A 26,963-nucleotide genomic window follows, 5' to 3' on the forward strand; every position below is an offset into this window, starting at 1 on the left:
CAACATGAATTTGCTGGACATGAAAGGCCGCCACGCGGTCATCACCGGGGGTGCCACCGGTTTGGGTTTCGCCATTGCGCAGCGCATGCTGGCTTCGGGAGCGCGCGTCACCCTCTGGGACCGCGATGTGGCGGGCATGGCCAAAGCCGCTGAGCAGCTGCGTCAAGGGCAGCTGGGTGCCGTGGTCAACACGGTGCAGGTGGACGTGACCGACCACGCCTCAGTGGTGAATGCCACTACGCAAACCGTGGCCCTGGCTGGTGTCGATGTGCTGGTCAACAGCGCGGGCATCACGGGACCCAACGTCAAAGTGTGGGACTACCCGGTGGACGCCTGGAAGCAGGTGTTCGATGTGAACGTTCACGGATTGTTTCATTGCTGCCGCGAACTCAGCGCCCACATGAAGGCGCGCAACTACGGGCGCATCGTCAACATCGCCTCGGTCGCGGGCAAGGACGGCAACCCCAATGCCAGCGCTTACAGTGCGAGCAAGGCGGCGGTCATCGGTCTTACCAAATCACTGGGCAAAGAGCTGGCCGACACCGGCGTGCGCGTGAACTGTGTCACCCCTGCGGCTGTGAAGACGGCGATTTTTGATCAAATGACGCCCGAGCACATCCAGTTCATGCTCTCCAAAATTCCGATGGCCCGCTTTGGTGAGCCCGAAGAAGTCGCCGCCATGGTGACCTGGCTGAGCACCGAAGAATGTTCCTTCTCCACCGGCGCGGTCTTTGACCTGTCTGGTGGCCGTTCCACGTATTGATTTTTTACACACTGAGAGGTTTTATGAAACTCGTTCGCTATGGCCAACCCGGCAAAGAAAAACCAGGCCTGATCGACGCCGATGGCCGCTTGCGCGACCTGAGCGCGGTGGTCAAAGACATCACGCCTGATTTGCTCAATGACAAGGCATTGGCCAAGCTGGCCAAGGTCAAGACCGATAAGCTGCCTTTGGTGCGCGGCAAAAAGCGTTTTGGTACACCCATCTCGTCGACCAGCAAGTTCATTGCCATTGGCTTGAACTACGCCGACCACGCGGCCGAGTCGGGCATGCCCATTCCGGCCGAGCCGATCGTGTTCACCAAGGCCATCTCGTGCATCCAGGGCGCTGACGATGACGTCATGCTGCCCAAGGGCTCCAAGAAAACCGACTGGGAAGTCGAGTTGGGCATCGTCATTGGCACGCGCACCCGCTATGTCACGCAAAAAGACGCCTTGAACCATGTGGCGGGTTACTGCGTGGTCAATGACGTGAGCGAGCGCGAATACCAACTTGAGCGCGGTGCCACTTGGGACAAGGGCAAGGGCTGCGACACCTTCGGCCCCGTGGGCCCTTGGCTGGTCACGCGTGACGAAGTGCCCAACCCGCAAGCTTTGGGCATGTGGCTCGATGTGAACGGTGTGCGTTACCAGACCGGCAACACCAAGACCATGATCTTTGGCGTGGCCAAGCTGGTCAGCTATGTGAGCCAGTTCATGACGCTGGAGCCGGGTGACATCATCACCACCGGCACACCGCCTGGCGTGGGCATGGGTGTCAAGGTGGACGGCAAGTCCGCCCCGGTGTTCTTGAAGCGTGGCGATGTCATGCGCTTGGGCATTGACGGTCTGGGCGAGCAGACCCAAAAAGTCGTGGCCTTCAAGGCCTGATGAGGTTTGCCGGGTCTGCCGTTTGTGCGGCATGCCCGGCTTTTCACCGTCGGCCTTTTCAGGTTTGACGGAGCAAAGCCCCTACACTTGGGGGCTATGTCCGAGTCCACATTTCCCATTGAACAGGTCGCCATTTCGCTGGACGACCGCAGTTACGACATCCACATTGGCCAGAGCCTGATCGGCCGTGCCGACACTTGGGCCGGTTTGCCCAAGGCGCAGTCGGCCATGATTGTGACCAACGAGACCATCGCGCCGCTGTACGAAGTCGCTTTGCGCGCTGCCATCGCCCCGCATTACAAGCAAGTCCACACCGTGGTGTTGCCCGACGGCGAGGCGCACAAAGACTGGCAAACCCTGAACCTGATTTTTGACGCGTTGCTGGCCCAAGGCTGCGACCGCAAGACCGTGCTGTTTGCTTTGGGCGGCGGCGTGATCGGTGACATGACCGGCTTTGCGGCGGCCAGCTACATGCGCGGCGTGCCCTTTGTGCAGGTGCCCACCACGCTGCTGTCGCAGGTCGATTCGTCGGTGGGTGGCAAGACCGCCATCAACCACCCGCTGGGCAAGAACATGATCGGCGCGTTTTACCAGCCGGTGCGCGTGGTTTGCGACCTGAACACCCTGCAAACCCTGCCCCCGCGTGAACTGAGCGCGGGCTTGGCCGAAGTCATCAAATACGGCCCGATCGCCGACATGGCATTCCTCGACTGGATCGAGGCCAACATCGATGCGCTCATCGCCCAAGACCCGGCCACGCTGGCGCACGCCGTCAAGCGCAGTTGCGAGATCAAGGCCTGGGTGGTCGGGCAAGACGAGCGCGAAGCGGGCCTGCGCGCCGTCCTCAATTTTGGACACACCTTTGGCCACGCCATCGAGGCGGGTCTGGGCTTTGGCGTGTGGTTGCACGGCGAGGCCGTGGGCTGCGGCATGGTCATGGCGGCCGAGTTGTCGCAGCGCCTGGGCAAGGTGGATGTCGCTTTTGTGGCGCGTTTGCGGGCCTTGATTGAGCGCGCAGGCCTGCCGGTTCGCGGCCCCGTGATCGACGCAGCCGAGAACGCGGGCCATTACATCGAGCACATGCGCCTGGACAAAAAAGCGATTGGCGGCGACATCCAGTTTGTGGTGATCGACGGCCCCGGTCAGGCGGCGGTGTGCAGTGCCCCTGACGCCATGGTGCGCGACGTGATCAACGCCTGCTGCGCCTGAACACCATGGATGAAACAGCTGTGGCGGGTTTGAGCTGCTTGGGCGCTGGAGAGGGCAGCCTGTCTGCATCGGTCGCGACGGGCATGTCGGGCCTGGCTTTGGGCAGCTTGTCGGCGCTGGCCTGCGACCCCGCCCAAACCCGGGGCCGCCGCTTTGCCGAACCTGCCGCGCCCACGCGCAACGCGTACCAAAGAGACCGCGACCGCATCGTGCACTCCACCGCGTTCCGGCGCTTGGTTTACAAGACGCAGGTGTTTCTGAACCACGAAGGTGATTTGTTCCGCACCCGCCTGACGCACTCTCTGGAGGTGGCGCAGTTGGGCCGCTCGATCGCCCGGGCGCTGGGGCTGAACGAAGACTTGGTCGAAGCCGTGGCGCTGGCGCACGATCTGGGCCACACGCCTTTTGGCCACGCCGGGCAAGATGCGCTGGACGAATGCATGACCGACCATGGCGGCTTTGAGCACAACCTGCAAAGCCTGCGGGTGGTGGACAAACTGGAAGAGCGTTACCCCGCGTTTGACGGCCTGAACCTGAGTTTTGAAACCCGCGAAGGCGTGCTCAAACACTGCTCACGGGCCAATGCCGAGCATCTGGAATTGACCGAGCCGGGCGGGGTGGGGCGGCGCTTCATCGACCGCACCCAGCCCAGTCTGGAGGCACAGCTGTGCAACCTGGCCGACGCGATTGCCTACAACGCGCACGACATCGACGATGGTGTGCGCTCGGGCCTGATCAGCACCCGCCAGTTGCTTGAAGTCGAGCTGTTCGCGCATTACCACCAGCAAGCGCTGGACGAGCACCCGGCGCTGGCGCACAAGCCCCGCCGCCTGCTGTATGAAACCATCCGCCGCATGCTGAGCGATCAGGTGTACGACGTGATCGACACCACCCGACAGGCGGTGGCGGTCGCGGGCGTGCAGACCGCAGACGAAGCCCGCCTAGCCGGGCCGTTGGTGGGTTTCAGCCCCGCCATGAAGGCGCGCACCAGCGAACTCAAAAAGTTCTTGTTTGTGCAGCTGTACCGCCACCCGCAGGTGACCGACACCACTGACCGCGCCAAGGACGCCGTGCGCGAGTTGTTTGCGGCCTATGTGGCGCAGCCCTTTGAGATGTCGGCCGACTTTGCCGCCAACCAAGACCTGCACCGCTCGGTGGCCGATTACATCGCCGGCATGACCGATCGCTTTGCCCTGCGCGAACACGAACGCCTGACTGGGCGCAAGGTGTTGTGAGCATGCCCCGCTCTGACCGCGCCGCCTGGCTGGTGGTGCTGGCGGGTGTGGTGGCGGCCTTGCAAGTGGGCAAGCTGCCCCCGGCTTTGCCTGCCTTGCAAGCGGACCTTGACCTGTCGCTGGTGCAATCGGGCTTCATGTTGTCCATGGTGCAGCTGGCGGGCGTGCTGCTGGCGGTGTTCATGGGTTTGCTGGCCGACGGCATGGGCCTCAAGCGCAGCATGCTGTGTGGTCTGGTGCTGCTGGCGCTGGCCAGCGCCGCAGGCAGTCTGGCCACCTCGCCTTGGGTCTTGTTGGCGCTGCGGGCGTCTGAAGGGCTGGGCTTTTTGCTGGTGGCGCTGCCTGCGCCGGCGCTCATCCGGCGGCTGGTGCCCGCGCACAAGCTGAGCGGCATGCTGGGTGTGTGGGGGGCTTACATGCCCACGGGTACGGCGCTGGCTTTGCTGGTCGGGCCGATGTTCATCCCGGCCTGGGGCTGGCCGCGCTGGTGGGGTTTGTTCGCACTGCTGGCAGTGGGCATGGCGCTTTGGCTGGCGCGGGCCGTGCCTCCCGATCCGGTGTGCGTGCCTGCGCTGGCTGGCAACACCCCCAGCATGCTTCGGCGCCTGAGCGAGACCCTGTCGGCGCGAGGCCCCTGGCTGGTGGCGCTGACGTTTGCCATGTATTCCGGCCAGTGGCTGGCGGTGGTGGGCTTTTTGCCGTCCATTTATGCGGCAACGGGCGTTTCAGGTGCTGCGCTGGGAGGTCTCACCGCCCTGGCGGCGGCGGTCAACATGCTGGGCAATCTGGCTTCAGGCCGCTTGCTGCAACGGGGTTGGGCGCCTGCGCAATCGATCACCTTGGGTTTTGCAGCCATGGCGCTGGGCAGCACGCTGGCCTTTGCGGCGTTCACCGACGGCCTGCCGTGGTTGCGTTATGTCGGCGTGCTGGTGTTTTCGGGCGTGGGTGGCTTGGTGCCGGGTACCTTGTTTTCGCTGGCGGTGCGTCTGGCCCCGGGCGAGCAGCATGTGGCCACCACCGTGGGCTGGGTGCAGCAGCTCTCTGCCCTCGGCCAGTTTGTCGGGCCGCCCGTGGTGGGCTGGGTGGCGGCGCAAGTGGGGGGCTGGCAGCTCACGCCGGTGGTGTCGCTGGCGTGTTGTGTGTGCGGGGTCGCGCTGGCGTGGGGCGCGGGGGGCGAATTGAAACGCCGCGCATGAGGCGGTTGACGCGGTGGCCGTCAATCTGGGCAGCGGCTTGCCACGGGGAGGGCTGCCGCTTCCAACCAGCAGCCGGATGGGGTGGGCCTGCATGCCCCATCCGGTGGTGGTGGCTTGCCTGCGATGGTGCAGGCGACGGGATACTCAGGGCTGCTTGACCATCATGGGCTCGACATCGAACAAGCCAGGGCGCTTGGGGTTCACATTGACCTTGACCCAATGCATGTTGGGACTGCCAAATGTTTGCAGTCGCGTCAGGTTGGGCAGGATGCGGGTGGGGCCGTACAAGGGCTTGTCCACTTTGAAGAAGTGGGTGTCACCATGCACCAGCAAAACTTGTCCCTCGAACTTTTCGGTTTCTTGCACCACTTGCTGCAAGAAGGCCTGGTAACCACTGACCGAGGCGGCTTTGCTCTCGTCGAGGTCTTCGGTTTCGGGCAAGTCAAAGCCAGGGTCACCCTGGAAGGCCAGCACGATACCTCGTGATTTGGCGGCTTTGGCCGCCTCAAAACTGGCGTTCAGCCATTGGATGTTGGCGGCATCACGGGCCAGATATTCGGCATTGCTTTGCTCGCATTGCGCCAAAGTCCGGGCACTTTTTTTGGTGCAGTCCTTGTCGTCCAGCACTTTGTTGTTGTTGCTGCCGGGGATGTTGAAGGTGGCAAAGACCACGCCTTTGTGGTTGATGCGTTTGTTCTCTTTGTAAAGGCCTTGCGATTGAGCTTGGCTTGCCAGCGGTATTTTTTGTTGGCCATAGCTGAGCGGGTTGGCAAACATGACCTCGCGGATATGCCCCAGACGTTCCAGCGCGTCGTAGCCGCCGTTGTTCAGCCGGTGGCAATCGGTCCATTCGTTGTCGCCGGGAATGTAGACCACAGGTTTGACCATGCTGTTGAACATGGCCTGCGCGCGGGTGTACACGTCATCGGTGCACTTGGAGCTGCCGTCCTTGATGTCGCCAACAAAGATCGAGAAGTCCAGCTTGGCCCGATTGATGCTGTGCAGGATGGCGGGCATTTTGGGTTCATCGCCCGCTTTGGCATAAGGCATGTCGCCCCACAGGCCAAAAGAAAAAGACTGCGCCTGTGCTGTGCCGAGCAAGACGGTCATGGCCAGTGCAGAAATCGAACGCTTGAGCATGGGAACTTTCAAAAGTTAAAAATCAAATCAGCCTATCGATGGACCGTGACAGTTTGACGACATCAATTTGTAGCGAATTAACAACGCGGCTACGGGTTTCATGGGATTGACACACGACTTGATTTCAATAGCGGCACTTCTTCTCTTGAAGTTGTTTTTGCCGGAGTCGCATCTGCAAGGTGCTCCGGATGTCCATTTTTGCAGTTCAAACTTTTGGAGTGTTTCTCATGAAAAAATCCCTGATGACCTTGGCTTTGCTGGTCGCCACAGGCGCATACGCGCAGTCCGTGACTTTGTACGGTGTGGCCGATGTGGCCTACAACAACGATGTCAAAAAATCGACTGCTGGTGTCAAAACCGAAACCAACGATGTAATCACCAACGGCCTGTCGACCAGCCGTCTGGGTTTCAAAGGTGACCGCGAGATCGCTTCTGGTCTGAAGGCCAATTTCGTGATGGAGTTCGAAGTCGATCCCAGCACAGAAACCGGCGGTATCGCCAAGACCCGAGTGGGCATCGTGGGTTTGTCTGGCGGTTTTGGCAGCGTGTCGTTTGGTCGTCGCAACACCTTGGTCAAGGACATTGAAAACAGCTTTGATGCCAACGACGGCCCGACGGCCGCCGGCTATTTGGGCGACAACGCCCGTGAATCGCGCCGCAATGACGTGATCACCTACACCTCCCCAGTGTTTTCGGGCTTGTCTGCCGATGTGCAGTTGGGTTTTGGTGCCACAGTCAAGGAAACCAGCGCGGCTGGCGTGGTCTCGACCACCAACGACGGCAAAACAGGCGACTCGACCTCGTTGGGTCTGAGCTACGTGAATGGCCCTGTGGCTGTGAAATTCGGGACTGAAACAGTCAAGAACTACAGCAAAAAAGTCGATGTGGCCGGCACCAGCGTTGCAGTACCGACCGCTTTGGCCGATCGCAAGAACGATGCCCTCGGTGTGTCATATGACCTGGGCGTGGCCAAGCTGTATTTTGTCAACACACGGATGAAGCAAGGCACGGAAGCTGCCAAAGTGACTTTTGACACCAACAACTTCGGTGTTCGCGTGCCGATGGGTTCATTCACTTTCAGCGCAGGCATCAGCGACGGCAAGGCTTTGTTGCCAGGCCAGGCCGTGAAAGCCGACATGAGCGGTTTGCAGTTGAGCGTTTGGTACGCTTTGAACAAAGACACCACCGTGTACGGTGTCTATGGCAAGGAGACCATCAAGCATGCGTCGTACGCCACCACATCTGAAGACAAAACCATGTTGGTGGGCGTTCGCTACAAATTCTGATCTGAACTGATCTGACGTTTTCCAAGGTTTTGGGCCCGCTTTGCGGGCCCTTTTTTTCAGTTCGGTCCGGCACCGAATCCTTGGCCGGTCATGTCGCGAAGCCCGTCCGGGGCAGCTCAGTTGAGGATGGCCACCGGCACACGGTGGTGGGTGGGTAAGCCCGATTGCAGCCAGGCAGCTGCGCCACCCCGGTACCACATGATCTGGGTGTAGCCGATTTTTTGGGCCCGCATGGCGGCGTTGACCGACAGCCAGCATTCGGCGCTGGCGCAGTAAAACACCACCGGTTGGTGAGGGTCGGGCGCTGCAATTTGCAGCATTTGACGAAAACGCGCTTCAAAAGCCGCATCTTTTTTTTCATCCTCGAAGGCCAGGCCGCCATGGATGAAGTTCAACGCCCCCGGAATCATCGGGCCTGCGGCGCCCACATCGATGACCACAGGCCGATCACTTTGTTTCAGGGCCCATGTCAAATCGGGCGTGTCCATGCGCCGTATGCCCTCCAGTGCCTTGGGGGTCATGCCTGTCAAGTGCGTGGTACGCAACCGGTTGGGTGTGTGGGCGCCGGGCTCGTCCCGTTCTTGCTGCGCCATCACCGCTGACGGGACCTTCAGGTCTTGCAGCAATGTGGGGACTTGATGTTGCACCTCGTCGTAAAAGGTCAAAACCTCATGGTCGTTGACATGGATCAGGCGACAGAGTTTGGGATTGTTTCTGGCGTGATTGCATTGGTAGAGGGCCTGGAGCATGGCCGTGCCTGGGTCATCTGCGCCGTAGCGATAGCCGTACCCTTGTTTGCCCCAGCCGACCGCCAACGATTTGTGGGCATTGGAGGCCAGGTACGTCTGCATGACACGACCGCCAATGGTTTTGCAGAGCCGCTGGTCTGCGCACATGTTTTGAATGAAGGCAGCAGCCCGTTCTTGCAGGTCATGGCTGGGCGCTGCCAAAGGTCGACCAAAAAAGGTCGGCTTGATTTGCATGCTGTCGGGCAAGGTCAGGGTCTCGGTTTCCAACTGGGTGACCACGCCGAGCGTGAAGGCGTCTTTGCCTGGGTGGGTGCTGCATTCGCTGATGGGGGTCTGGCCTGTTGGGCAAAACCAGGGCGTCCGGTCCTTGTCCTGGTTGCGCTGTATTTCCCGGATACGTAAAAAACCATAGGCTTCCTGGATGTCGTAGAGCGCCTGCTGGATGACCTGGCTGTCGAACTTGTCGCCCATTTGCTGCTTGTACAGCGCATACATCTGGGGCATGGCCGCGGGATTGACCGTTTTGGTGTCCTTTGAATGGGCGCCATGGATGCCCACCATCGTGACGCGAGGCAAGTGGCCTGAGCCAAAAGCGCGTTCACGACCCGCCATGAAAATCAATGAGCACGCCGACATGCAGTGGCCCGACACAATGGTTTTGATCTGAGCAGATTGCACCATGCGAGCGACTTGCATGCCTGTCCACAGGTCGCCGCCCGGGCCATTCACCAGGATCAGCCGTTCAATGTCACCTGGGGCCAGGGCATGTTTGAAGTTCAAGAAATCCTGACTGACCGTCGGCCCGGTGGCATAGAGGTCATTGCCGACCCGCTCCAAAGTCATGGCTTGTGTGGCGGTGTGCCAGCTCCAACACCACACAAACAAGAATGTGATGATTTTGGCCATGAGGTTCTGCGTTGGGGTGGCAGTTGAATTCATGACTGCCTGCGAGCGCTCATCCTGATGTCGTTTTGCCGTGCAGCGTCAAGCCGGCAAGAAGCCTTCGATCGACAAGTAACGCTCGCCCGTGTCGTAGTTGAAGCCCAGCACCGTGGCTCCGGCGGGCAAGTCGGGCAGTTTTTGCGCAATCGCTGCCAGTGTGGCACCCGACGATATGCCCACCAGCAGGCCTTCTTCACGCGCCGAGCGGCGGGCGTATTCTCGGGCAGCTTCGGCATCGACCTGGATCACGCCATCGAGCAATGACGTGTCGAGGTTTTTGGGGATGAAGCCCGCGCCAATGCCCTGGATGGGGTGGGGCGCGGGGGCACCGCCAGAAATCACGGGCGAAGCGGCAGGCTCGACCGCGAACACCTTGAGATTCGGGAACTTGGCCTTGAGCACGCGGGCGGTGCCCGTCAGGTGGCCGCCCGTGCCCACGCCGGTGATCAGCGCGTCGATGCCATCAGGGAAGTCGGCCAGGATTTCCTGCGCAGTGGTGCGCACATGCACGTCGATGTTGGCGGGGTTTTCAAACTGCTGGGGCATCCAGGCACCGGGCGTGCTGGCCACCAGCTCTTCGGCGCGCGCGATGGCACCCTTCATGCCTTTTTCGCGGGGCGTCAGGTCAAAGCTTGCACCATAGGCCAGCATCAGGCGGCGGCGCTCGATGCTCATGCTGTCGGGCATGACCAGCACCAGCTTGTAACCCTTCACGGCGGCCACCATGGCCAGGCCGATGCCGGTGTTGCCCGAGGTAGGCTCGATGATGGTGCCGCCAGGTTTCAAGGCACCGGACTTTTCGGCGTCTTCGACCATGGCCAGCGCGATGCGGTCCTTGACCGAGCCGCCGGGGTTGCTGCGCTCGGACTTGATCCAGACATTGGCCCCCGCGCCAAACAGGCGGTTGATGCGCACATGGGGCGTGTTGCCGATGGTGTCGAGGATGCTGTGGGCTTTCATGGCGGGACTCCGGTGTGTGGGGTGTCTAAACCTGACATTGTGCGTGAGGGCGCGGGCCCGCAATGTCTTGTGGGGCACATTCCTGGGCCAAGTCACTCTGGTGCTCTGCGGGCAGGCGATAATCAGCCGGTGAAGCTCGCCAGACCGTCGCTGGTGCAATCTCCGAAAGGAGGCACTGGAGGAACGTCCGGACTGCATAGGACAGCGTAGGAGGTAACGCCTCTCCACCGTGAGGTGAGGATCAGAGCAACAGAGACGAGCCGATTGAGTTCGGGTGAAACGGGCAATCTCTACGCGCAGCAATACCAAGTAGGCCTTCCTGAAGGGGTGCGGTTCGCCGCATCGCTTCTCCCTGTGGTTCCGCGGGGTGAGTTGGCGGGTAGGTAGCATCGAGCCGGGTGGGCGACCCCCGGCCCAGAGTAATGGCGGTCACGCAGCGGGCAACCGCTGTGCACAGAATCCGGCTTATCGGCGAGCTTCACACTTTTTTCAGACAACAAAAAACCCGCCGAAGCGGGTTTGGGGGCTGCAAGCGCTGGTGGCTTAGCCGCGTGAAGGCATCAAGGTGCCTGCCAGTGCAAACACCGAATTGGGTGCGGTGATCTTCAAGGTGCTTTTGGGCTTGGCAAACACGCCACGTTTGATGGCCGGCTGAGGGGCTGGCTCGACCGTGACGCCCTTGGTGCGCTGCTCGGCCACCAACTGGCGCAGGCTGATGGATTGCAGGTGCGTCAGCATCTTTTCGTTCAGGCTGGCCCACAGGTCGCTGTTCATCCAACCCCCTTCGGCTGCCGCTTCTTCATCCGAAGGCGCATCCACGGCCCCAACAATGTCGGCCATGGTGATCTTTTCGGCATTGCGAGACAGCGAATAACCGCCGCCAGGACCCCGGGTGCTCTCGACCAGGCCTTGCTGGCGTAGCTTGCTGAACAGCTGTTCCAGATAGGACAGCGAAATCTGGTGGCGCACGCTGATGGCGGCCAGCGACACGGGGCCGCGGTCTTCACGCAATGCAACGTCGATCATCGCGGTCACGGCGAATCGGCTCTTGGTGCTCAAACGCATGGTGTGCTCCTTTCTGCGTTGGACAAACCCTCATGGGCATTGCCCTGGTCACTGACTGCGTGGTTCGCAGATGTGACTGAATGGTCATTTTCTCAGACTCGTGACACAGTTGGGGATTACCCGTTCCATTTCAAGGGTAAATCCTGTGTATTTTTGTCGGAAATCAACTAGAACCGTTCGTGGCCTTCCAGTTGCCGCCATTGGCCGGGCTCCAGCGGGGCGAGGCTCAAACGGCCCACCCTTTGGCGGCGCAGGTCTTGCAGTGGGCATTGCTCGTCCAGCCAGCGGCCCAACTCCAGTCCGTCGATGTCCTTGCCTGCGATGCGCAGCACCGTCATGGACTCGGTCTGGCGGTTGATGCTGGCGCGGATGCCTGGGCCGTTCAGAGCCTTGACCAGGCCTTCGGGCACTTCGCCGCCCACGGTGGCCATCCATTCCTGCTCCATCGGGCTGCGGCGGTCTTCCAGATGGCGCAGCACGCCAACGTCGTCGGAAAAAATGCACAAACCGCTGGCCGGTTTGGCCAGTGGCAGGGGCATTTGCATCTTGGCTAGGCGCTCAGGCCCCCACAGTCCGGGCTGCTGGGCTTTGAGGCCCACGGTGTCTTGCAGCCAGGCCAGATTGGCCACCCGGTGCGCGGGCTTGAACAGCACCAGGGTCAGTGGGGCCAGTGCGGCCATGGAGACCAGGCGGTTGACTTGAACGGCTTGTTCGTCACGCACACGGCGGGCGGGGTCGGTGACCACTTTGCCCGCCACTTGCACGCCGCCGGCCACGATCAGGGCTTCGGCTTCCCGGCGGGAGCAGTTCTGGTCAGCGGCCACGCGTTTGGCCAGGCGAATGCCTTCAGGGGAATCGGTCATCAAATCTTTCAAAAATCTCAGAGCGCCTCAGGACAAGGCTTGCTCGCGGATGTGGTCCACGTGCGCTTGTAAGGAACGGGCCGCCACCGGCCACAAGCGTGGCGGCACGTCGTCGTAGGCTTTTTCCACCCATTCCTGCAGGCTGCCTTGGGGCAGTGCCTGCATGGCGGCGGCGATTTTGGCCTCGCGTTTGAGGCGGTGCGCTTTCAGCTGCGTGATGGCCTGGTGGGCAAAACCCAGCACATGGCCGTGCGCGGGCAGGATGAATTCGATGCCACCGGCTTCGCAGGCGGCGGCCAGTTTGTCCAGCGAATCAAGGTAGTCGCCCATGTGGCCGTCGGGTGGGTCGATCACGGTGGTGCTGCCGTTGAGCACATGGTCGCCCGAGAACAGAAGGCCGTCTTCTTCGAGCACCAGGCACAGGTGGTTGGCCGCATGGCCGGGGGTGTGCATCACGCGCAGGGTGTGGCTGATCTCGCCATCTACCCCGATGCCTTGCAGCACCAGTTTTTCGCCATCGGTCAGCTCTCGCTCGGGGGTGAAGCGGCTGTTGGCACGGGCCGTGGGCTTGGAGGTCAGGCCCAAAATAGGCGGCTTGTTCGTGCACAGCGCTTGCAGTGGGGCCGCGCCAGGGGAGTGGTCCGGGTGCGAGTGGGTGCACACAATGGCCTTGATTTGCCCGCCTGCGGCACGCCACAGGCGCTGCAGGTGCTCGTCGTCGGCCGGGCCCGGGTCGATGGCGATGTAGCCGGTGTTCGGGTCGCCCACCAGATAACTGTTGGTGCCGGGGCCGGTCATCACGCCGGGGTTGGGTGCCGTCAGGCGCTGCACGTTTTTGAGCAGCGGCACGGTTTGGTCGGTCTGCCAGTCCAGGTGGTGGTGGATCTGCCCGTCGGGTGTGACCAGGGCCAGCTCGCCAAACGGGGCTTCGTGCTCCATGTAGCGCGCTTCGTTGCCCGCCAACCAGCCAGCGCGGGGGCAGCTGGTCCAAAGCGGTTCGTCGTTGACCGCGCAGGCTTGCAGCACCGCGTCCACGCTGGCAAAGGCTTTCAGGCGCTCCAGCGTGCGGATGGTCGGGAAGATGATGAAGAAATCGCCCGCTTCGTGGCGGGCCAGCGCGTCAGCCGGGCGCACCCAGACCGGCTCGAACTGCTCGGACTCGTCGGCCACCGGGGTTTGGCCTTCGGGCATGCGGGCCACCAAAAAGGGCACGTCAAAGCGGCGCGGCAGGTCGCGGTCGGTGATCCAGTGGGCCAGAACGAACACCTGTTCGGCCGCCAGGCTCAGGCCTCGGGCCTGGCATTGGGCAGCAAAAGGGCCTTGGCGGTCGATGGCTGCGATGTCACTGGCGTCAGCCCAGCGCCCGTCGGCGTGGCGGGCCAACAAAATGCCCAGCTCTTCAAAGCTTTCGCGGATGGCCGCAATCGCTTGCGTCAGGTGCAGGGCGCTTTGCGTGGGGCGGCGTTGCGCCATGCTGTGCGCCTGGGCATCGGCGGCGTCGATGCCGCCACCCGGGAACACGTAGGCACCGGGCGCGAAACTGGCCGTCATCGAGCGGCGGGTCATCAGCACTTCGATGCCTTGCGGCCCGTCGCGCAGCAGCAGCACGGTGGCGGCTGGGCGCAGAGGGGCGGGTTCACGTTGGGGGTAGAGGAGTTGGGAGGTGCGTGCCATGCCCCATTATCGGGGGACTGGAGGCCTGTTCCGGTGTGGGCCAAAGGTGATAATCGCGGCCATGCACATTCGCTTTACCAAGATGCAAGGGGCCGGCAACGATTTTGTCGTGCTCGACGAGACCCAAGGCCGTCTGGGCCTGAGCACGGCCCAATACCGTTTTCTGGCCGACCGCCACTTTGGCGTGGGGGCCGACCAGATCCTCACGGTTCGGCCCTCGCCCGCGCCCGGTCTGGATTTTGAATACGTGATCCACAACGCCGATGGCGGTGAGGTGGAGCATTGCGGCAACGGGGCCCGATGCTTTGTGCGCTATGTGCGCGACAAGGGCCTGACCGACAAAAGCACGGTGCGTGTCAAGGTGCAACAAGGCGAGATCGAGCTGCGCATGAACCCCGATTGCCGCGTGACGGTGGACATGGGCGCACCCGTGTTTGACTGGGAACGTGTGCCCTTCAACCCGATCGGCTTGATCAGCGACCAGGTCAACGGCTGGCCGGTGTTTGATTTGGCGCTGGGCGAGCATGGCATTGCACGGGTGGGCGTGGTGTCCATGGGCAACCCGCATGCGGTGCAGCGCGTGGACGATGTGGACACTTTTCCGGTGCTGGCCCAGGGGCCGCTGATTGAAAACCACCCGGCTTTCCCCAAACGCGTGAACGCGGGCTTCATGCAGATCGTCTCGCGCAGCCAGATCAAACTGCGCGTGTTCGAGCGGGGAGCGGGTGAGACACTGGCTTGCGGCACGGGTGCCTGTGCGGCCGTGGTGACCGGTATTCGCCAAGGTTGGCTGGACAGCCGGGTTGACGTGCAGGCCTTGGGTGGTGTGTTGACCATTGAATGGGCGGGCCGGGCCGACAGCCCGGTACGGATGACCGGCCCCGCTACCTCGGTGTTTGAGGGCGAGATCGACGTGCCTGATACCCTTTCTTGAATTTTTGGAGTCCCGACATGACCTCGCCCGAACCCATGAGCCCGATCACCGAAGACGACATTGCGGAGTACTTGGCGAACACGCCCGACTTCTTTGAGCGCCACGCCTCCTTGTTGGCCTCGGTGCAACTGACGCACCCGCAAAGCCACCGCGCCGTCGGCTTGCAAGAGCGCCAAGCGCAAATGCTGCGCGACAAGATCAAGTCGCTGGAGCACCGCATCATGGACATGATGCGGCACGGCAACGAAAACATGATCCTGACCGACAAGCTGCACCGCTGGTCGTGCGAATTGCTGGCCACGCCGGCCGATCAGCTGGCCGAGTCGGCGGTGGACAACATCCGCGATTTGTTCCGGGTGCCTCAGGTGGCTTTGCGCCTGTGGTCGCTGCAGGCGCAGCACGCTCAGTCGGTCTTTGCCCAGGGCGTGACCGGGGCGGTGCAGGAATTTGCCACCACGCTGGATGCGCCTTATTTGGGTCCCAATGTGAGTTTCGAGGCGGTGCAGTGGCTGGCCGAGCCCCACCAGGCGGCGTCGCTGGCTTTGCTGGCGCTGCGCGCAGCGCCTGGCCAGCCAGCGTTCGGCCTGCTGGTGCTGGCCTCGCCCGATGCGCAACGCTTCAACAATCAGATGGCCACCGATTTGCTGGAGCGCCTGGCCGAGCTGGCGGGTGCGGCCTTGTCGGTCTTGCGTCAGCAGGCTTGAACTGTGTCGAAAGCGGCCATGGCGGACGTGGCGGCCATCGATCCGCTGGTGTCCCGTTATCTGGACCATGTGCGCTTTGAAAAGCGGCTGGCCGAGCGCACCTGTACCCTGTACCAGCTGGATTTGATGCGCCTGGCCGACATGGCGGCAACGTCCAATGTCTCCTTGCTGCAAGTGCAAAACGGCCACATTCGCCGCTGGGTGGCGCAGATGCACAGCGCCGGGCGCAGTGGCCGTGGCATTGCGCTCATCTTGTCGGGCTGGCGCGGGTTTTACACCTGGCTGGGGCGCGAGGGCCTGATCGCGCAAAACCCGGTGGCCGATGTGCGGGCCCCGCGTGTCGCCAAGCCCCTGCCCAAAGCGTTGGGCGTGGACGAAGCGGTGCAATTGGCCGAGCATGAAGAAGACAACGATGATCCCTGGCTGGAAGCCCGTGACGCGGCCATGGTCGAGTTGCTGTACGGCTGCGGTCTGCGCATTGCCGAGCTGACCGGCTTGGACGTGGTGGCCAGCACAGAGGCCAGCCGGGCAGGACGCGGCTGGATCGATTTGCCCAACGCCGAAGTGCAGGTGCAGGGCAAAGGCAGCAAGCGACGCACGCTGCCCTTGGGCCGCGCCGCCATCGAGGCACTGACGCACTGGCTGGCCGTGCGCCCGCAGTTGCCCGGCATGCTGACGCAGCCGCTACCGGGGGCGTCCAAGGTCCTATCTTCTTTGGCGCTGGCGCTGTTTCCGGGGCGGCATGGCACGCGCCTGACGCCGCGCGGCGTGGCCCAGCGCCTCAAGCGCCGCAGCCTGCTGGCGGGCCTGGCCACCCCGGTGCATCCGCACATGCTGCGCCACTCCTTTGCCAGCCATGTGCTGCAGTCCAGCGGCGACTTGCGGGCGGTGCAAGAGTTGCTGGGCCACGCCAACATCAGCACCACACAGGTCTATACACGGCTGGATTTTCAGCACTTGGCCAAAACCTACGATGCCGCCCACCCCCGCGCCAAGCGCAAATGAAGCCCGGGGATTGTGGTGCAGATGCCTTGTGATGCCATGTCCTTTGCGGGCGCGCCGCGCTTGAATTCGTCGCTACACTCCCCAACTCTTGTCATCCTGTTTTGAAGCGGAACCGTGCCATGTCCCTGATCCCCACCACCATCCTGACCGGCTTTTTGGGCTCGGGCAAAACGACCCTGCTCAAGCGCGTGCTGACCGAGGCCCACGGCCAAAAGATTGCCGTGATCGAGAACGAGTTTGGCGAAGAGAACATCGACAACGACATCCTGGTCTCGGACACCGATGAGCAGATCATCCAGATGAGCAACGGCTGCATCTGCTGCACTATCCGCGAAGACCTGCGCGTGACCCTGCAGCTGCTGGCGGCCAAGCGCCGCAAGGGCTTGCTCAGCTTTGACCGCATCGTGATCGAGACCACGGGCCTGGCCGACCCCGGCCCGGTGGCGCAGACTTTTTTCATGGACGACGAGATCGCCGAGACCTTTTTGCTCGACTCCATCTTGACCCTGGTGGACGCCAAACACGCGGCCCAGCAGCTCAACGACCGCCAGGAAGCGCGCCGTCAGGTGGGCTTTGCCGACCAGATCTTCATCAGCAAGGCCGATTTGGTCTCGCCCGAGGAACTGGACGCCCTGCAGCACCGCCTGAAACACATGAACCCGCGTGCCCCGCAAAAAGTGGTGCACTTTGGCGAGGTGGCTCTGTCCGAGGTGTTCGACCTCAAGGGCTTCAACCTGAACGCCAAACTGGACATCGACCCGGATTTTCTCAAAGACGATGCACATGACCATGCGCATGGTGAGCATTGCGATCACCCCTCTCACCAACATGACCACGCGCATGACCATGAACATGGTGAGCACTGCGATCACCCCTCGCACGCCCATGAGCAGGGCCACCACCATCACCACGACGACGACGTGAAAAGCTTTGTGTTCCGGTCCGACAAGGCGTTTGACCCGGCCAAGCTGGAAGATTTTCTGGGTGCCATCGTCAACATTTATGGTCCCCGTATGTTGCGCTACAAGGGCGTGTTGAACATGCGCGGCACCGAGCGCAAGGTGATTTTTCAGGGCGTGCACCAACTCATGGGCAGCGATTTAGGGCCCATGTGGGCCGATGGCGAAGCGAAAACGAGCAAGATGGTATTCATTGGCATCGATTTGCCCAAGGACATCCTGTTGCAGGGCCTGGAGCAGTGTCTTGTCTGAATGCGGCGGCTTGGCACAGGCCCTTCTCGCTGCTTTTCCATGGAACTTGTCTTAAATCAGTCTGCGTGCGTATTTTGATCGTTCTAGTCGCTACAATCGCCCGCCGACGGCATTGCCTTTTGGGCGGCGCTGGCGAACCCCACAAGGTCTATAACAAGGGTTTGAAAAGTACATGAACAGGTTTGGGGTGTTTGCTTTGCTGCAGACGGTCCGGAACTTGCCCTTTTGACACGGCTAGGAGACAAGACGTGACGACCTCGAAAAAGACAACGCCGCCGAAGGCTTCAACCGCGGTCAAATCCGCGCCTGCAGCCAAGGACAAGCCTGTGTCTGCGGCTTCCGGCAAAGCGGCGGTTGCGAAAAAGACCCCGGCCAAGCCCTCTGCCAAAGTGGTGCCCGCCAAGAAAACGGCTGAAGTTCCTTCAGCCAAAACCAAGGCTGTTTCACCGATCGCTGAAAAAGCGGTTGCTGCTGCCAACCTTTCCCATCCTGCTGTCGCCAAGCCTGCCAAGGCCGCATCTGTCCCCAAGACGGCTCAGGCCTCTCCCGCGAAATCTATGAACGTGACCAAAGTGGAATCTGTCAAATCCCCCCTCGAACAAGCTCCTGTAACCCCTGCTGCTGCGCCTGATCAATTGGTCCGCGCTACGCGTCCTTCAGCGCGACTGGCTCAAATTACCGTGCCTTCTTTGCCGCCTGCTGTGGCCTCCACTGCGGCGAAGTCGAGCTTTCTGCCCAGCGTGCCCTCTGCAGTGGTTTCGATGCCATTTGCACCCATCAAAAAAGACCCCAAGTTGGCCAACAACTGGAAAACCAAGAAAGTGGGCGAGTTGACCGATGCCGAGGTTCTGGCCATGCCCGACTCGGAGTACATGAACGACATGCAGATGGCTTATTTCCGTCTCAAGCTCAGTCAGCTCAAACAGGACATCCTCAACAGCGCCGGGCAGACCACGGAGCACTTGCGTGAGGACACGGTCGTGGTTCCCGATCCTGCCGATCGAGCCACCATTGAAGAAGAGCACGCTTTGGAGTTGCGCACGCGTGACCGTGAGCGCAAGTTGCTCAAGAAAATCGAGCAGTCGATCAACCGCATTGATGCCGGTGACTATGGCTTTTGTGACGAAACGGGCGAGGCCATTGGCGTTGGCCGCTTGCTGGCTCGGCCAACCGCGACCTTGTCTCTGGAGGCACAACAGCGACGTGAGCTCAAGCAAAAAATGTTTGGGGATTGACCCCATCGGTGCCGGATGGGCATCCTGATTTGAAAACCCCTTTCGAGGGGTTTTTTTTCACCTGGACGGCTGCAGGATGTTTCGAAACGAATTTAACGATTTGTCTAATTTTTCATTTTTAATACTTGAGATGTTACTTTCATTCTGGTTTGTAAGTGCCTAATTTAGAAAGGTATTTGATCTTCTGGGGGGTTCAAAGTCGCCCCTAAGCTGTTGATTTTATTGAAAAAAATCGGTGTACACCGTTGGGGAGGCCGAGATTTCCTGATACAGTGCAAAAAAGTGCAATTAAGTGGGGAAAAGTGTCTCCGCATGCCATTTTCACCATCAAAGGGTTTCTCACGTGTTTCAAGGGGCTTCATCGCTGAGTCTGGATGCCAAGGGGCGGCTGTCTGTGCCGACCCGGCACCGTGACGTCCTGAGCGCGACGGCGCAGGGTCAGCTGACGATCACCAAGCACCCGCACGGCTGTTTGATGGTGTTCCCTCGCCCCGAGTGGGAAAAATTCAGGGAGCGCATTGCCCAGTTGCCCATGTCGGCGCAGTGGTGGAAGCGCATCTTTTTGGGCAATGCCATGGACGTCGAGATGGATGGCACGGGCCGTGTGCTGATCTCGCCTGAACTGCGCCAGGCTGCAGGCATTTCCAAAGACACCATGCTGCTGGGCATGGGCAATCACTTTGAGTTGTGGGACAAGACCAGCTATGACGCCCAAGAGGCCGAAGCCATGCAAGGCGAGATGCCCGATGTGTTCAAGGATTTCTCTTTCTGAACACCATGACCCAGACCTCATTGACCCACACCACCGTGCTTTTGAATGAAGCCGTGGACGAGCTGCTCCAAGCGACAGCCGGTGCTGCCGGTGCTTATGTCGATGCCACCTTTGGCCGGGGTGGCCATTCGCGCCTGATCCTGTCTCGCCTGTCTGCGCAAGGTCGCCTGCAGGCTTTTGACAAGGACCTGGAAGCCATTGCCGAGGCGGGACGCATTGAAGATGCCCGGTTTTCGATTCGACATGAAGGGTTTTCACACCTGGCCGAGCTGCCGCCCGGCAGCGTCGATGGTGTGCTGATGGATTTGGGCATCAGCTCTCCCCAGATCGACAGCCCCGAGAGGGGTTTTTCTTTTCGTTTTGAGGGCCCACTCGACATGCGCATGGACACCACGCGCGGCGAGAGTGTGGCCGATTGGCTGGCAACGGCCACGGTGGATCAAATCACGGAGGTGATACGTGACTATGGCGAAGAACGGTTTGCTTTTCAGATTGCAAAGGCGATTGTGGCTCGCCGACAAGAGCGGGGCCCAATTTCAAGCACCACCGATTTGGCCCAGCTCGTGGCTGACACGGTCAAAACCCGCGAGCCGGGCCAGAACCCTGCAACGCGGACATTTCAGGCTTTTCGGATTTTCATCAACGCCGAGCTTGAAGAGCTCGAACAGGCGTTAGAGGGCAGTTTGCGCGTGTTGGCACCCGGTGGCCGCTTGGTGGTGATCAGCTTCCATTCGCTGGAAGACCGCATCGTCAAACAGTTCATCGCCAAGCATTCCAAAGAGGTGGTGGACCGGCGTGTGCCGTTTGCCGAGCCGGTGAAGATGCGTTTGAAAGCTTGTGGCCGTACCCGACCCAGCGAGGAAGAAGTGCGTGGTAACCCCCGTTCGCGCAGCGCCATCATGCGCATGGCCGAACGTACCGAGGTGCCCGCATGACCCGCTTGAGCCTGTTGCTGCTGATCGCGACGGTGGCCAGTGCCTTGTGGCTGGTGCACAGCCATTACGAATCCCGCCGTTTGTTCATGGCGCTGGAGACGGCGCTCAAGGAGGCCAAGCGGCTTGAAGTCGAGCAAGATCGCCTGGAAGTCGAGCAGCGCGCTCAAGCGACGCCTTTGCGGGTGGAGCAAATTGCGCGTCAGCAATTGCAGATGAGGACAGCGTCACCGGCCATTACCCAGTACGTGTCGCACCCCGGCCTGGGTCGTGCGGTGCCCGCTGCAAAGACGACGGAGGGCGCACCATGAACCGTGGTCGCAGCGTTCAACTGTCGTCCAGCCCGCTGCTGGCAAGCAAAACGCCTGTCTGGCGCAGCAAATTGATTGTGGCGGCCATGGCGCTGGGGTTCACAGGTCTGGTGGGGCGGGCTGCCCACGTGCAAGTTTTTGAAAACGATTTTTTCATTCGTCAGGGCGAAGTGCGCTTCGCACGGACCCTGTCCTTACCGGCCAACCGGGGGCGTGTGATGGACCGCAATGGCGTCTTGCTGGCGTCCAGTGTCCCTGCGCCCAGCATTTGGGCCAACCCGGAAGACATCGACCGCGATCCGGTCAAACTGCGCCAATTGGCCAGACTGTTGGAGATGACCCCTGCTGAGTTGGATAAAAAACTCAAGGACGATGAAAAGACTTTTGTCTGGTTGCGCCGGCAAATGGACGAGCCTGTGGCCAAGGAAATTTTGGCGCTCAACATCAAGGGTGTTTACGACATCAAGGAATACAAGCGCCTGTACCCCGAAGGCGAGGCTGCGGCGCACATTGTGGGCTTCACCAACGTGGAAGACCAAGGTCAAGAGGGCGTGGAGCTGATTTTTCAGAAGCAGTTGTCCGGCAAGCCGGGCTCGCGCCGCGTGATCAAGGACCGTCTGGGCCGCGTGGTCGAGGCTGTGGGCGAAGCCGTGCAGCCCATGGACGGTCAGGACCTGCAACTGAGCATCGACAGCAAAGTGCAGTTCTATGCGTATCAGAAGCTGCGCGATGCGGTGATGGAACACAAAGCCAAGGCGGGCAGTGTGGTGGTGCTGGATGCGCAGACGGGTGAGATTCTGGCGTTGGCCAATTACCCCAGTTACTCTCCTGCCAAGCGTGTCAACCTGAGTGGCGAGCAGTTGCGCAACCGCGCCTTGACCGATACCTTTGAGCCGGGTTCGACCATGAAGCCGTTCGCAGTGGGTTTGGCGCTCGAAAAAGGATTGGTCAAACCCGAGTCGATCATTCAGACCGCACCGGGGCGCATCACCATCACCGGCTCCACCATCACCGATGCACACCCGCATGGCGCTTTAACGGTCAACGAAGTCATTCAGAAGTCGAGCAACGTGGGCACCGTCAAGATGGCCATGCAAATGCAGCCGCGTGAAATGTGGGAGATGTACACGCAGCTTGGTTTTGGGCAAAAGCCCCACTTGCCATTTCCAGGTGTGGTCAGTGGTCGTCTGCGCCCTTACAAAACATGGCGTCCGATTGAGCAGGCGACCATGAGCTATGGCTACGGTATTTCGGGCAGCTTGTTCCAGGTGGCCAGGGCTTACACGGTGTTTGCGCGCGATGGCGAAGTGGTGCCCGCCACCTTGATGAAGACCGAGGGCCAGGTCAAAGGCGAGCGCGTGATCAGTGCGGCCAACGCCAAAGCCATGCGCAAGATGCTGCAGATGGCGGCAGGCCCTGGGGGCACCGCACAAAAAGCCCAAACCATTGGCTATTCAGTCGGTGGCAAAACCGGCACAGCGCACAAGCAAGAAGGCCGGGGCTACGCAGGTAAAAAATACAGGGGATTTTTTGTCGGTATGGCCCCGATTGAAGCGCCACGCATCATTGTGGCGGTGATGATCGACGAACCCAGCAATGGTCGCTATTTTGGTGGCGATGTCGCTGCGCCGGTGTTCAGTCAAACAGTGCAGCAAACCCTGCGCCTGATGGGCGTGCAGCCTGACATGGCGGTCAAGCCGCAAATCGTGGCCAAGGCGGTCGAGGAGTCGTTTTGATGCAGCGCCTGCAAAACGCCCCAGAAGCGGCACATTGGTTGCGCACGCACGTGACGGGCGAGTTGCGCACCGACAGTCGCCAGGTGCAACCGGGCGACGGCTTCATTGCATGGCCCGGTGCTGCCACCGATGGCCGCCGTTACCTGTCACAAGCCTTGGCACAAGGGGCCACGGCTTGCTTGATCGAAGAGGCGGGACATGCGCCTTGGCTGAACGATGTGTCCACTGACGCGGTCAACAACGGACGCCTGGCCGTCATGCAGGACCTCAAGGCCCAAACGGGTCCTGTGGCAGCGGCCTATTACGGGCAACCCAGCCAAGCGCTCAGCGTGCTGGCTGTGACCGGCACCAATGGCAAAACTTCGACGGCCTGGTGGCTGGCGCAGGCCCTGTCCTCGCCTGTGCTGAAGCAGGCCTGTGGTCTGGTGGGTACTTTGGGGGTGGGCCGTGTGCCCGATCTGGTGTCTACTGGCATGACCACGCCCGATCCGGTGCTGATGCAGCGCCAGTTCCGGGCGTTTGTCGATGCGGGCGTGACGCACTGCGCCATCGAGGCCTCATCGATCGGATTGGCCGAGCACCGACTGGATGGCACGCACATCCGCGTGGCTGTCTTCACCAATTTCACGCAAGACCACCTCGATTACCACGGCGACATGGCCAGCTATTGGGCGGCCAAAGAAGCCCTGTTCGGCTGGCCTGGTTTGCAGGCGGCTGTCATCAACATCGATGACGCGAAGGGGGCCTCGTTGGCCCAAGCGCTGCACGGACATGGACTGGATGTGTGGACCTGCTCGCGACGCGGACCTGCCCGTTTGCAGGCACGCGCCCTGTCCGGTGCCGACGGCTTGGCATTTGAGGTGATCGAAGGCGGTGCAGTGCACACGCTGCACACCGACCTCATGGGGGACTACAACATCGACAACCTGCTGGGTGTGATGGGCGGTCTGCGCGCCTTGGGGGTGAGCCTGGCCGACGCCGTGCAGGCCTGTTCGCATTTGACAGCCGTGCCGGGCCGCATGCTGCGTGTCCATGCCGATCAGCCGTCTGTGCTCGCAGGGCTGGCCGAGCACGCGCTGCCCTTGGTGGTGGTGGATTACGCGCACACACCCGATGCCGTGTCGCACGCTCTCATGGCCTTGCGCTCGCAGGCAGCGGCACGCGGCGGTCGTCTGTGGTGTGTCCTCGGATGTGGTGGTGATCGCGACGCGCTCAAGCGCCCCTTGATGGCTGCTGCGGCCGAAGCTGCCGCCGATCAGGTGGTCTTGACCAGCGACAACCCCCGGTCTGAATCGCCCGACGCCATCCTGGCTGCGATGGTGACGGGTTTGACCCGTCCACAGCAAGCGCACATCGAATTGGACCGGGCACTGGCGATTGCCCTGGTGGTCTCGCAAGCGGCTGCAAAAGATGTGGTGCTGGTGGCGGGTAAAGGCCACGAAACCGAGCAGGACATCATGGGCGTGCGCCATCCGTTTTCGGATGTGGCGCAGGTCCGACAGGCTTTGCAGCAACGCGCTGCCCAATGCCAGGGGGCTGTGGCATGAACGCCAAGACCACTTCCATGCAGCTGAGTCAGGCCCTGGCCCTGAGCTGGCTGAGCCAGGCACGAGGCGTGAATCTGTCGCCTGCGGTGATTGACCGTGTGCACACCGACAGCCGCAGCCTGCAAGTGGGCGACTTGTTTGTGGCCTTGCGCGGAGAGCGCTTTGACGGCAACCAGTTCATCGCCCAGGCCAAGGCGCAAGGCGCTGTGGCCGTGGTGTGCGAGGCCTCTGGCGAGGCGCATGCGGTGGCAAACGGTTTGCCCGCTTTGGTGGTGCCCGATGCCCGCATCGCTTTGGGTGAGCTGGCCACTGGCTGGCGTGCACAGTTCAATCTGCCCGTGATTGCCGTGACCGGCAGCAACGGCAAAACCACCGTGACGCAGATGATCGCATCCATCCTGCGCGCCCATGCAGGCCAGGCGGCCTTGTCTACCCAGGGCAACCTGAACAACGACATCGGTGTGCCGCTGACCTTGTTCAACCTGCGCGCTCACCACCGCATCGCCGTGGTTGAGCTGGGCATGAACCATCCCGGTGAAATTGCCTACTTGTCCCGCCTGGCCCAACCCACGGTGGCCTTGGTCAACAACGCCCAGCGCGAGCACCAGGAATTCATGGGCACGGTTGAGGCCGTGGCGCAGGAAAATGGCGCTGTGTTGCAGGCCTTGCCCGCTGGTGGTGTGGCCGTGTTTCCGGCAGACGACACATTCACGCACCAGTGGATGGACATGTCCGGCCCGCGCATGCAACGCACCTTTGCCCTGGGGGCCAACGACAGCCCAGCGGATGTTCGGGCCGCTGTGGTGGTCTGGCAATCGGGTGCCTGGCAGTTCACACTCAAAACCGCCGATGGCACTGCGCCCGTGCGTTTGCACATTGCAGGTCGCCACAACGTGAAAAATGCCTTGGCTGCCAGTGCCTGTGCACTCGCCGCCGGTGTGCCTTTGGCGGCAGTGGCCCAGGGACTGCAAGCGTTCGAGCCGGTCAAGGGGCGTTCGCGTGCCCTGGTGGTGTCCACACAGACGGCCGACATCACCTTGGTCGACGACACCTACAACGCCAACCCCGACTCCGTGCGCGCCGCGATCGATGTGCTGGCCGAGTTGCCTGCGCCGCGTTTGCTGGTGCTGGGCGACATGGGGGAAGTGGGCAACCAAGGCCCCGAGTTCCACGCCGAAGTCGGAGCGTACGCCGCCGAGCGGGGCATTGACGCGCTCTACACCTTGGGTGATTTGTGCGTGCATGCGGCCGAGTCCTTTGGCGCGGCCAGACATTTCAAGGACATGGACAGTTTGCTTGAAGCGGTGACGCACAAACTGACCAGTTTTCAGAGCGTGGTCGTCAAAGGGTCGCGTTTCATGAAGATGGAGCGCGTGGTCGACGCCTTGCTGCAATGCGGTCCGCAAAACAACAAAAAATGGGAGGCGCATGCTGCTTAGTCTGGCCCAATGGTTGCAAAGTCTGTCCCCTGAATGGGGCTTTTTGCGTGTTTTCCAATACATCACTTTCCGTGCGGTGATGGCTGCGATGACCGCGTTGCTCATCGGTCTGGCCGCTGGCCCCTGGGTCATCCGTCGCCTGACCTCGCTCAAGATCGGTCAGCCTATTCGTGGCTATGCCATGGCCTCGCACCTGTCCAAAAGCGGTACGCCCACCATGGGGGGCGTGCTCATCCTCTTGTCAATCGCCATCTCCACCTTGCTGTGGTTTGACCTGTCCAACCGGTTTGTCTGGATCGTGTTGATCGTGACCTTGGGCTTTGGTGCCATTGGCTGGGTGGACGACTGGCGCAAGGTGGTCAACAAAGACCCCGAAGGCATGCGTTCGCGCGAAAAGTATTTCTGGCAATCCGTCATCGGTTTGTTGGCCGCTTTGTATCTGGTGTTCAGCATTTCGGAAGTGTCGAACTTGCGCGTGCTGGACCTGTTTGGCCAGTGGGTCATGTCGGGCTTTGATGTGAACCTGCCGCCCAAGGCGGGCCTGCAGGTGCCGTTTTTCAAGGAAATCAATTACCCGCTGGGCGTGTTGGGCTTTGTGGTCTTGACCTATCTGGTCATCGTGGGGTCCAGCAACGCGGTCAACCTGACCGATGGCCTGGATGGTCTGGCCATCATGCCGGTGGTCATGGTGGGCTCGGCGCTGGGCGTGTTTGCCTATGTGACGGGCAGTTCGGTTTACTCTAAGTACCTGTTCTTCCCGCACATTCCGGGTTCGGGCGAGTTGCTGATTTTCTGCGCTGCCATGGCGGGCGCGGGCCTGGCATTCTTGTGGTTCAACACGCACCCTGCCCAGGTGTTCATGGGTGACGTGGGGGCGCTGGCGCTGGGTGCGGCACTGGGCACCATCGCGGTCATCGTTCGAGCCGAAATCGTGCTGGCCATCATGGGCGGCATCTTCGTGGTTGAAGCCCTGTCGGTGATGGCGCAGGTCACCTACTTCAAGTACACCAAGAAAAAATACGGTGAAGGCCGCCGAATCCTGAAGATGGCACCCTTGCACCACCATTTTGAAAAGAGCGGCTGGAAGGAAACGCAAGTGGTCGTGCGTTTCTGGATCATCACCATGCTGCTGTGTCTGGTCGGCCTGTCGACCCTGAAGCTGAGGTAA

At 61.3% G+C, this 26,963-nt stretch carries 25 protein-coding genes and 1 other RNA gene; 19 read left to right on the top strand and 7 right to left on the bottom strand.

Annotated features, from left to right (window positions below):
• Window positions 1-4: 4 nt before the first annotated feature.
• The 5 genes from B9Z47_RS13835 to B9Z47_RS13855 all read left to right on the top strand — a co-directional run bounded on the left by B9Z47_RS13835 (window position 5) and on the right by B9Z47_RS13855 (window position 5,290).
• Window positions 5-763, top strand: coding sequence for an SDR family NAD(P)-dependent oxidoreductase (locus tag B9Z47_RS13835; protein ID WP_108331907.1), 759 nt, complete (start codon window positions 5-7; stop codon window positions 761-763).
• Between the two features lie 23 nt (window positions 764-786).
• Window positions 787-1,650 (top strand): fumarylacetoacetate hydrolase family protein, encoded by an 864-nt coding sequence (locus B9Z47_RS13840; protein ID WP_108331826.1) that lies wholly within the window; start codon window positions 787-789, stop codon window positions 1,648-1,650.
• Between the two features lie 96 nt (window positions 1,651-1,746).
• Window positions 1,747-2,859 (top strand): 3-dehydroquinate synthase, encoded by a 1,113-nt coding sequence (gene aroB / locus B9Z47_RS13845; protein WP_108331827.1) that lies wholly within the window; start codon window positions 1,747-1,749, stop codon window positions 2,857-2,859.
• A gap of 83 nt (window positions 2,860-2,942) precedes the next feature.
• Entirely contained in the window at window positions 2,943-4,094 is a 1,152-nt protein-coding gene (locus B9Z47_RS13850) for a deoxyguanosinetriphosphate triphosphohydrolase (RefSeq protein WP_108331908.1), read from the top strand.
• A 2-nt stretch (window positions 4,095-4,096) separates the two neighbouring features.
• Window positions 4,097-5,290 carry a CynX/NimT family MFS transporter gene (locus tag B9Z47_RS13855; RefSeq protein WP_108331828.1) on the top strand — a complete coding sequence of 398 codons (1,194 nt, stop codon included), beginning with the start codon at window positions 4,097-4,099 and terminating at the stop codon, window positions 5,288-5,290.
• A gap of 144 nt (window positions 5,291-5,434) precedes the next feature.
• Here B9Z47_RS13855 and B9Z47_RS13860 read toward each other — a convergent pair whose 3' ends face one another.
• Window positions 5,435-6,430 carry a metallophosphoesterase gene (locus tag B9Z47_RS13860; RefSeq protein ID WP_108331829.1) on the bottom strand — a complete coding sequence of 332 codons (996 nt, stop codon included), beginning with the start codon at window positions 6,428-6,430 and terminating at the stop codon, window positions 5,435-5,437.
• A gap of 227 nt (window positions 6,431-6,657) precedes the next feature.
• Here B9Z47_RS13860 and B9Z47_RS13865 point away from each other — a divergent pair, with 227 nt between their 5' ends.
• A complete protein-coding gene (locus tag B9Z47_RS13865; protein ID WP_158271695.1) occupies window positions 6,658-7,716 on the top strand; it encodes a porin in 1,059 nt (352 codons plus the stop codon).
• 116 nt (window positions 7,717-7,832) lie between these two features.
• On the opposite strand, the gene B9Z47_RS13870 is transcribed toward B9Z47_RS13865, so the two are convergent.
• Both B9Z47_RS13870 and cysK read right to left on the bottom strand, forming a co-directional pair.
• Complete coding sequence (locus tag B9Z47_RS13870; protein WP_158271696.1) at window positions 7,833-9,371, bottom strand: rhodanese-like domain-containing protein; 1,539 nt, start codon at window positions 9,369-9,371, stop codon at window positions 7,833-7,835.
• A 78-nt stretch (window positions 9,372-9,449) separates the two neighbouring features.
• The gene (gene cysK, locus B9Z47_RS13875) at window positions 9,450-10,367 is read right to left on the bottom strand and encodes a cysteine synthase A (RefSeq protein ID WP_108331832.1); all 918 of its coding nucleotides are present in this window, start codon (window positions 10,365-10,367) and stop codon (window positions 9,450-9,452) included.
• Window positions 10,368-10,498: 131 nt separating this feature from the next.
• On the opposite strand from cysK, the gene rnpB reads away from it, so the two are divergent.
• Window positions 10,499-10,851, top strand: an RNA gene (gene rnpB / locus B9Z47_RS13880) — RNase P RNA component class A.
• Window positions 10,852-10,910: 59 nt separating this feature from the next.
• On the opposite strand, the gene B9Z47_RS13885 is transcribed toward rnpB, so the two are convergent.
• The 3 genes from B9Z47_RS13885 to B9Z47_RS13895 form a co-directional block, all read right to left on the bottom strand.
• Entirely contained in the window at window positions 10,911-11,432 is a 522-nt protein-coding gene (locus tag B9Z47_RS13885; RefSeq protein WP_108331833.1) for an Rrf2 family transcriptional regulator, read from the bottom strand.
• A 167-nt stretch (window positions 11,433-11,599) separates the two neighbouring features.
• Entirely contained in the window at window positions 11,600-12,295 is a 696-nt protein-coding gene (locus B9Z47_RS13890; protein ID WP_108331834.1) for a S4 domain-containing protein, read from the bottom strand.
• Window positions 12,296-12,322: 27 nt separating this feature from the next.
• The gene (locus B9Z47_RS13895) at window positions 12,323-13,969 is read right to left on the bottom strand and encodes an MBL fold metallo-hydrolase (RefSeq protein ID WP_108331835.1); all 1,647 of its coding nucleotides are present in this window, start codon (window positions 13,967-13,969) and stop codon (window positions 12,323-12,325) included.
• Between the two features lie 61 nt (window positions 13,970-14,030).
• On the opposite strand from B9Z47_RS13895, the gene dapF reads away from it, so the two are divergent.
• From dapF to B9Z47_RS13915, 4 genes are all read left to right on the top strand, one after another.
• On the top strand, window positions 14,031-14,903 hold the full coding sequence (gene dapF, locus B9Z47_RS13900; RefSeq protein WP_108331836.1) for a diaminopimelate epimerase: 873 nt from the start codon (window positions 14,031-14,033) through the stop codon (window positions 14,901-14,903).
• Window positions 14,904-14,920: 17 nt separating this feature from the next.
• Window positions 14,921-15,607, top strand: a complete 687-nt coding sequence (locus B9Z47_RS13905) for a DUF484 family protein (protein ID WP_108331837.1) — start codon at window positions 14,921-14,923, stop codon at window positions 15,605-15,607.
• An 18-nt stretch (window positions 15,608-15,625) separates the two neighbouring features.
• Window positions 15,626-16,612 carry a tyrosine recombinase XerC gene (xerC, locus tag B9Z47_RS13910; protein WP_108331838.1) on the top strand — a complete coding sequence of 329 codons (987 nt, stop codon included), beginning with the start codon at window positions 15,626-15,628 and terminating at the stop codon, window positions 16,610-16,612.
• Between the two features lie 119 nt (window positions 16,613-16,731).
• Entirely contained in the window at window positions 16,732-17,823 is a 1,092-nt protein-coding gene (locus B9Z47_RS13915; RefSeq protein ID WP_108331839.1) for a GTP-binding protein, read from the top strand.
• A gap of 148 nt (window positions 17,824-17,971) precedes the next feature.
• Here the strand turns inward: B9Z47_RS13915 and B9Z47_RS19015 are convergent, their stop codons facing one another.
• Complete coding sequence (locus B9Z47_RS19015; protein ID WP_146185807.1) at window positions 17,972-18,301, bottom strand: hypothetical protein; 330 nt, start codon at window positions 18,299-18,301, stop codon at window positions 17,972-17,974.
• Between B9Z47_RS19015 and dksA the strand changes: the two genes are divergently transcribed.
• From dksA to mraY, 8 genes are all read left to right on the top strand, one after another.
• Complete coding sequence (gene dksA / locus B9Z47_RS13920) at window positions 18,273-19,058, top strand: RNA polymerase-binding protein DksA (RefSeq protein WP_233253818.1); 786 nt, start codon at window positions 18,273-18,275, stop codon at window positions 19,056-19,058. The two genes, B9Z47_RS19015 and dksA, sit on opposite strands and share 29 nt — an antisense overlap.
• 343 nt (window positions 19,059-19,401) lie before the next feature.
• The gene (gene mraZ / locus B9Z47_RS13925) at window positions 19,402-19,830 is read left to right on the top strand and encodes a division/cell wall cluster transcriptional repressor MraZ (protein WP_108331840.1); all 429 of its coding nucleotides are present in this window, start codon (window positions 19,402-19,404) and stop codon (window positions 19,828-19,830) included.
• Window positions 19,831-19,835: 5 nt separating this feature from the next.
• Window positions 19,836-20,765: a 16S rRNA (cytosine(1402)-N(4))-methyltransferase RsmH gene (gene rsmH / locus B9Z47_RS13930; protein ID WP_108331841.1), complete on the top strand. Its 930-nt coding sequence runs from the start codon at window positions 19,836-19,838 to the stop codon at window positions 20,763-20,765.
• A complete protein-coding gene (ftsL, locus tag B9Z47_RS13935; RefSeq protein WP_108331842.1) occupies window positions 20,762-21,073 on the top strand; it encodes a cell division protein FtsL in 312 nt (103 codons plus the stop codon). Before rsmH ends, ftsL begins: the two co-directional genes overlap by 4 nt.
• Window positions 21,070-22,809, top strand: a complete 1,740-nt coding sequence (locus tag B9Z47_RS13940; protein ID WP_108331843.1) for a penicillin-binding protein 2 — start codon at window positions 21,070-21,072, stop codon at window positions 22,807-22,809. The genes ftsL and B9Z47_RS13940 overlap by 4 nt, the downstream gene beginning before the upstream one ends.
• On the top strand, window positions 22,809-24,356 hold the full coding sequence (locus B9Z47_RS13945; RefSeq protein ID WP_108331844.1) for a UDP-N-acetylmuramoyl-L-alanyl-D-glutamate--2,6-diaminopimelate ligase: 1,548 nt from the start codon (window positions 22,809-22,811) through the stop codon (window positions 24,354-24,356). Before B9Z47_RS13940 ends, B9Z47_RS13945 begins: the two co-directional genes overlap by 1 nt.
• Window positions 24,353-25,795, top strand: coding sequence for a UDP-N-acetylmuramoyl-tripeptide--D-alanyl-D-alanine ligase (gene murF, locus B9Z47_RS13950; protein ID WP_233253809.1), 1,443 nt, complete (start codon window positions 24,353-24,355; stop codon window positions 25,793-25,795). Before B9Z47_RS13945 ends, murF begins: the two co-directional genes overlap by 4 nt.
• Complete coding sequence (gene mraY / locus B9Z47_RS13955; RefSeq protein WP_108331845.1) at window positions 25,785-26,963, top strand: phospho-N-acetylmuramoyl-pentapeptide-transferase; 1,179 nt, start codon at window positions 25,785-25,787, stop codon at window positions 26,961-26,963. The genes murF and mraY overlap by 11 nt, the downstream gene beginning before the upstream one ends.

The sequence above is a fragment of the Limnohabitans sp. 2KL-1 genome, assembly GCF_003063435.1.
Lineage (GTDB): Bacteria > Pseudomonadota > Gammaproteobacteria > Burkholderiales > Burkholderiaceae_C > Limnohabitans_A.

Coding starts and splice junctions, on each gene's coding strand:
- B9Z47_RS13835 (WP_108331907.1), top strand. CDS start 5: ATGAATTTGCTGGACATGAAAGGCCGCCACGCGGTCATCACCGGGGGT.
- B9Z47_RS13840 (WP_108331826.1), top strand. CDS start 787: ATGAAACTCGTTCGCTATGGCCAACCCGGCAAAGAAAAACCAGGCCTG.
- aroB (WP_108331827.1), top strand. CDS start 1,747: ATGTCCGAGTCCACATTTCCCATTGAACAGGTCGCCATTTCGCTGGAC.
- B9Z47_RS13850 (WP_108331908.1), top strand. CDS start 2,943: ATGTCGGGCCTGGCTTTGGGCAGCTTGTCGGCGCTGGCCTGCGACCCC.
- B9Z47_RS13855 (WP_108331828.1), top strand. CDS start 4,097: ATGCCCCGCTCTGACCGCGCCGCCTGGCTGGTGGTGCTGGCGGGTGTG.
- B9Z47_RS13860 (WP_108331829.1), bottom strand. CDS start 6,430: ATGCTCAAGCGTTCGATTTCTGCACTGGCCATGACCGTCTTGCTCGGC.
- B9Z47_RS13865 (WP_158271695.1), top strand. CDS start 6,658: ATGAAAAAATCCCTGATGACCTTGGCTTTGCTGGTCGCCACAGGCGCA.
- B9Z47_RS13870 (WP_158271696.1), bottom strand. CDS start 9,371: ATGGCCAAAATCATCACATTCTTGTTTGTGTGGTGTTGGAGCTGGCAC.
- cysK (WP_108331832.1), bottom strand. CDS start 10,367: ATGAAAGCCCACAGCATCCTCGACACCATCGGCAACACGCCCCATGTG.
- B9Z47_RS13885 (WP_108331833.1), bottom strand. CDS start 11,432: ATGCGTTTGAGCACCAAGAGCCGATTCGCCGTGACCGCGATGATCGAC.
- B9Z47_RS13890 (WP_108331834.1), bottom strand. CDS start 12,295: ATGACCGATTCCCCTGAAGGCATTCGCCTGGCCAAACGCGTGGCCGCT.
- B9Z47_RS13895 (WP_108331835.1), bottom strand. CDS start 13,969: ATGGCACGCACCTCCCAACTCCTCTACCCCCAACGTGAACCCGCCCCT.
- dapF (WP_108331836.1), top strand. CDS start 14,031: ATGCACATTCGCTTTACCAAGATGCAAGGGGCCGGCAACGATTTTGTC.
- B9Z47_RS13905 (WP_108331837.1), top strand. CDS start 14,921: ATGACCTCGCCCGAACCCATGAGCCCGATCACCGAAGACGACATTGCG.
- xerC (WP_108331838.1), top strand. CDS start 15,626: ATGGCGGACGTGGCGGCCATCGATCCGCTGGTGTCCCGTTATCTGGAC.
- B9Z47_RS13915 (WP_108331839.1), top strand. CDS start 16,732: ATGTCCCTGATCCCCACCACCATCCTGACCGGCTTTTTGGGCTCGGGC.
- rsmH (WP_108331841.1), top strand. CDS start 19,836: ATGACCCAGACCTCATTGACCCACACCACCGTGCTTTTGAATGAAGCC.
- ftsL (WP_108331842.1), top strand. CDS start 20,762: ATGACCCGCTTGAGCCTGTTGCTGCTGATCGCGACGGTGGCCAGTGCC.
- B9Z47_RS13940 (WP_108331843.1), top strand. CDS start 21,070: ATGAACCGTGGTCGCAGCGTTCAACTGTCGTCCAGCCCGCTGCTGGCA.
- B9Z47_RS13945 (WP_108331844.1), top strand. CDS start 22,809: ATGCAGCGCCTGCAAAACGCCCCAGAAGCGGCACATTGGTTGCGCACG.
- murF (WP_233253809.1), top strand. CDS start 24,353: ATGAACGCCAAGACCACTTCCATGCAGCTGAGTCAGGCCCTGGCCCTG.
- mraY (WP_108331845.1), top strand. CDS start 25,785: ATGCTGCTTAGTCTGGCCCAATGGTTGCAAAGTCTGTCCCCTGAATGG.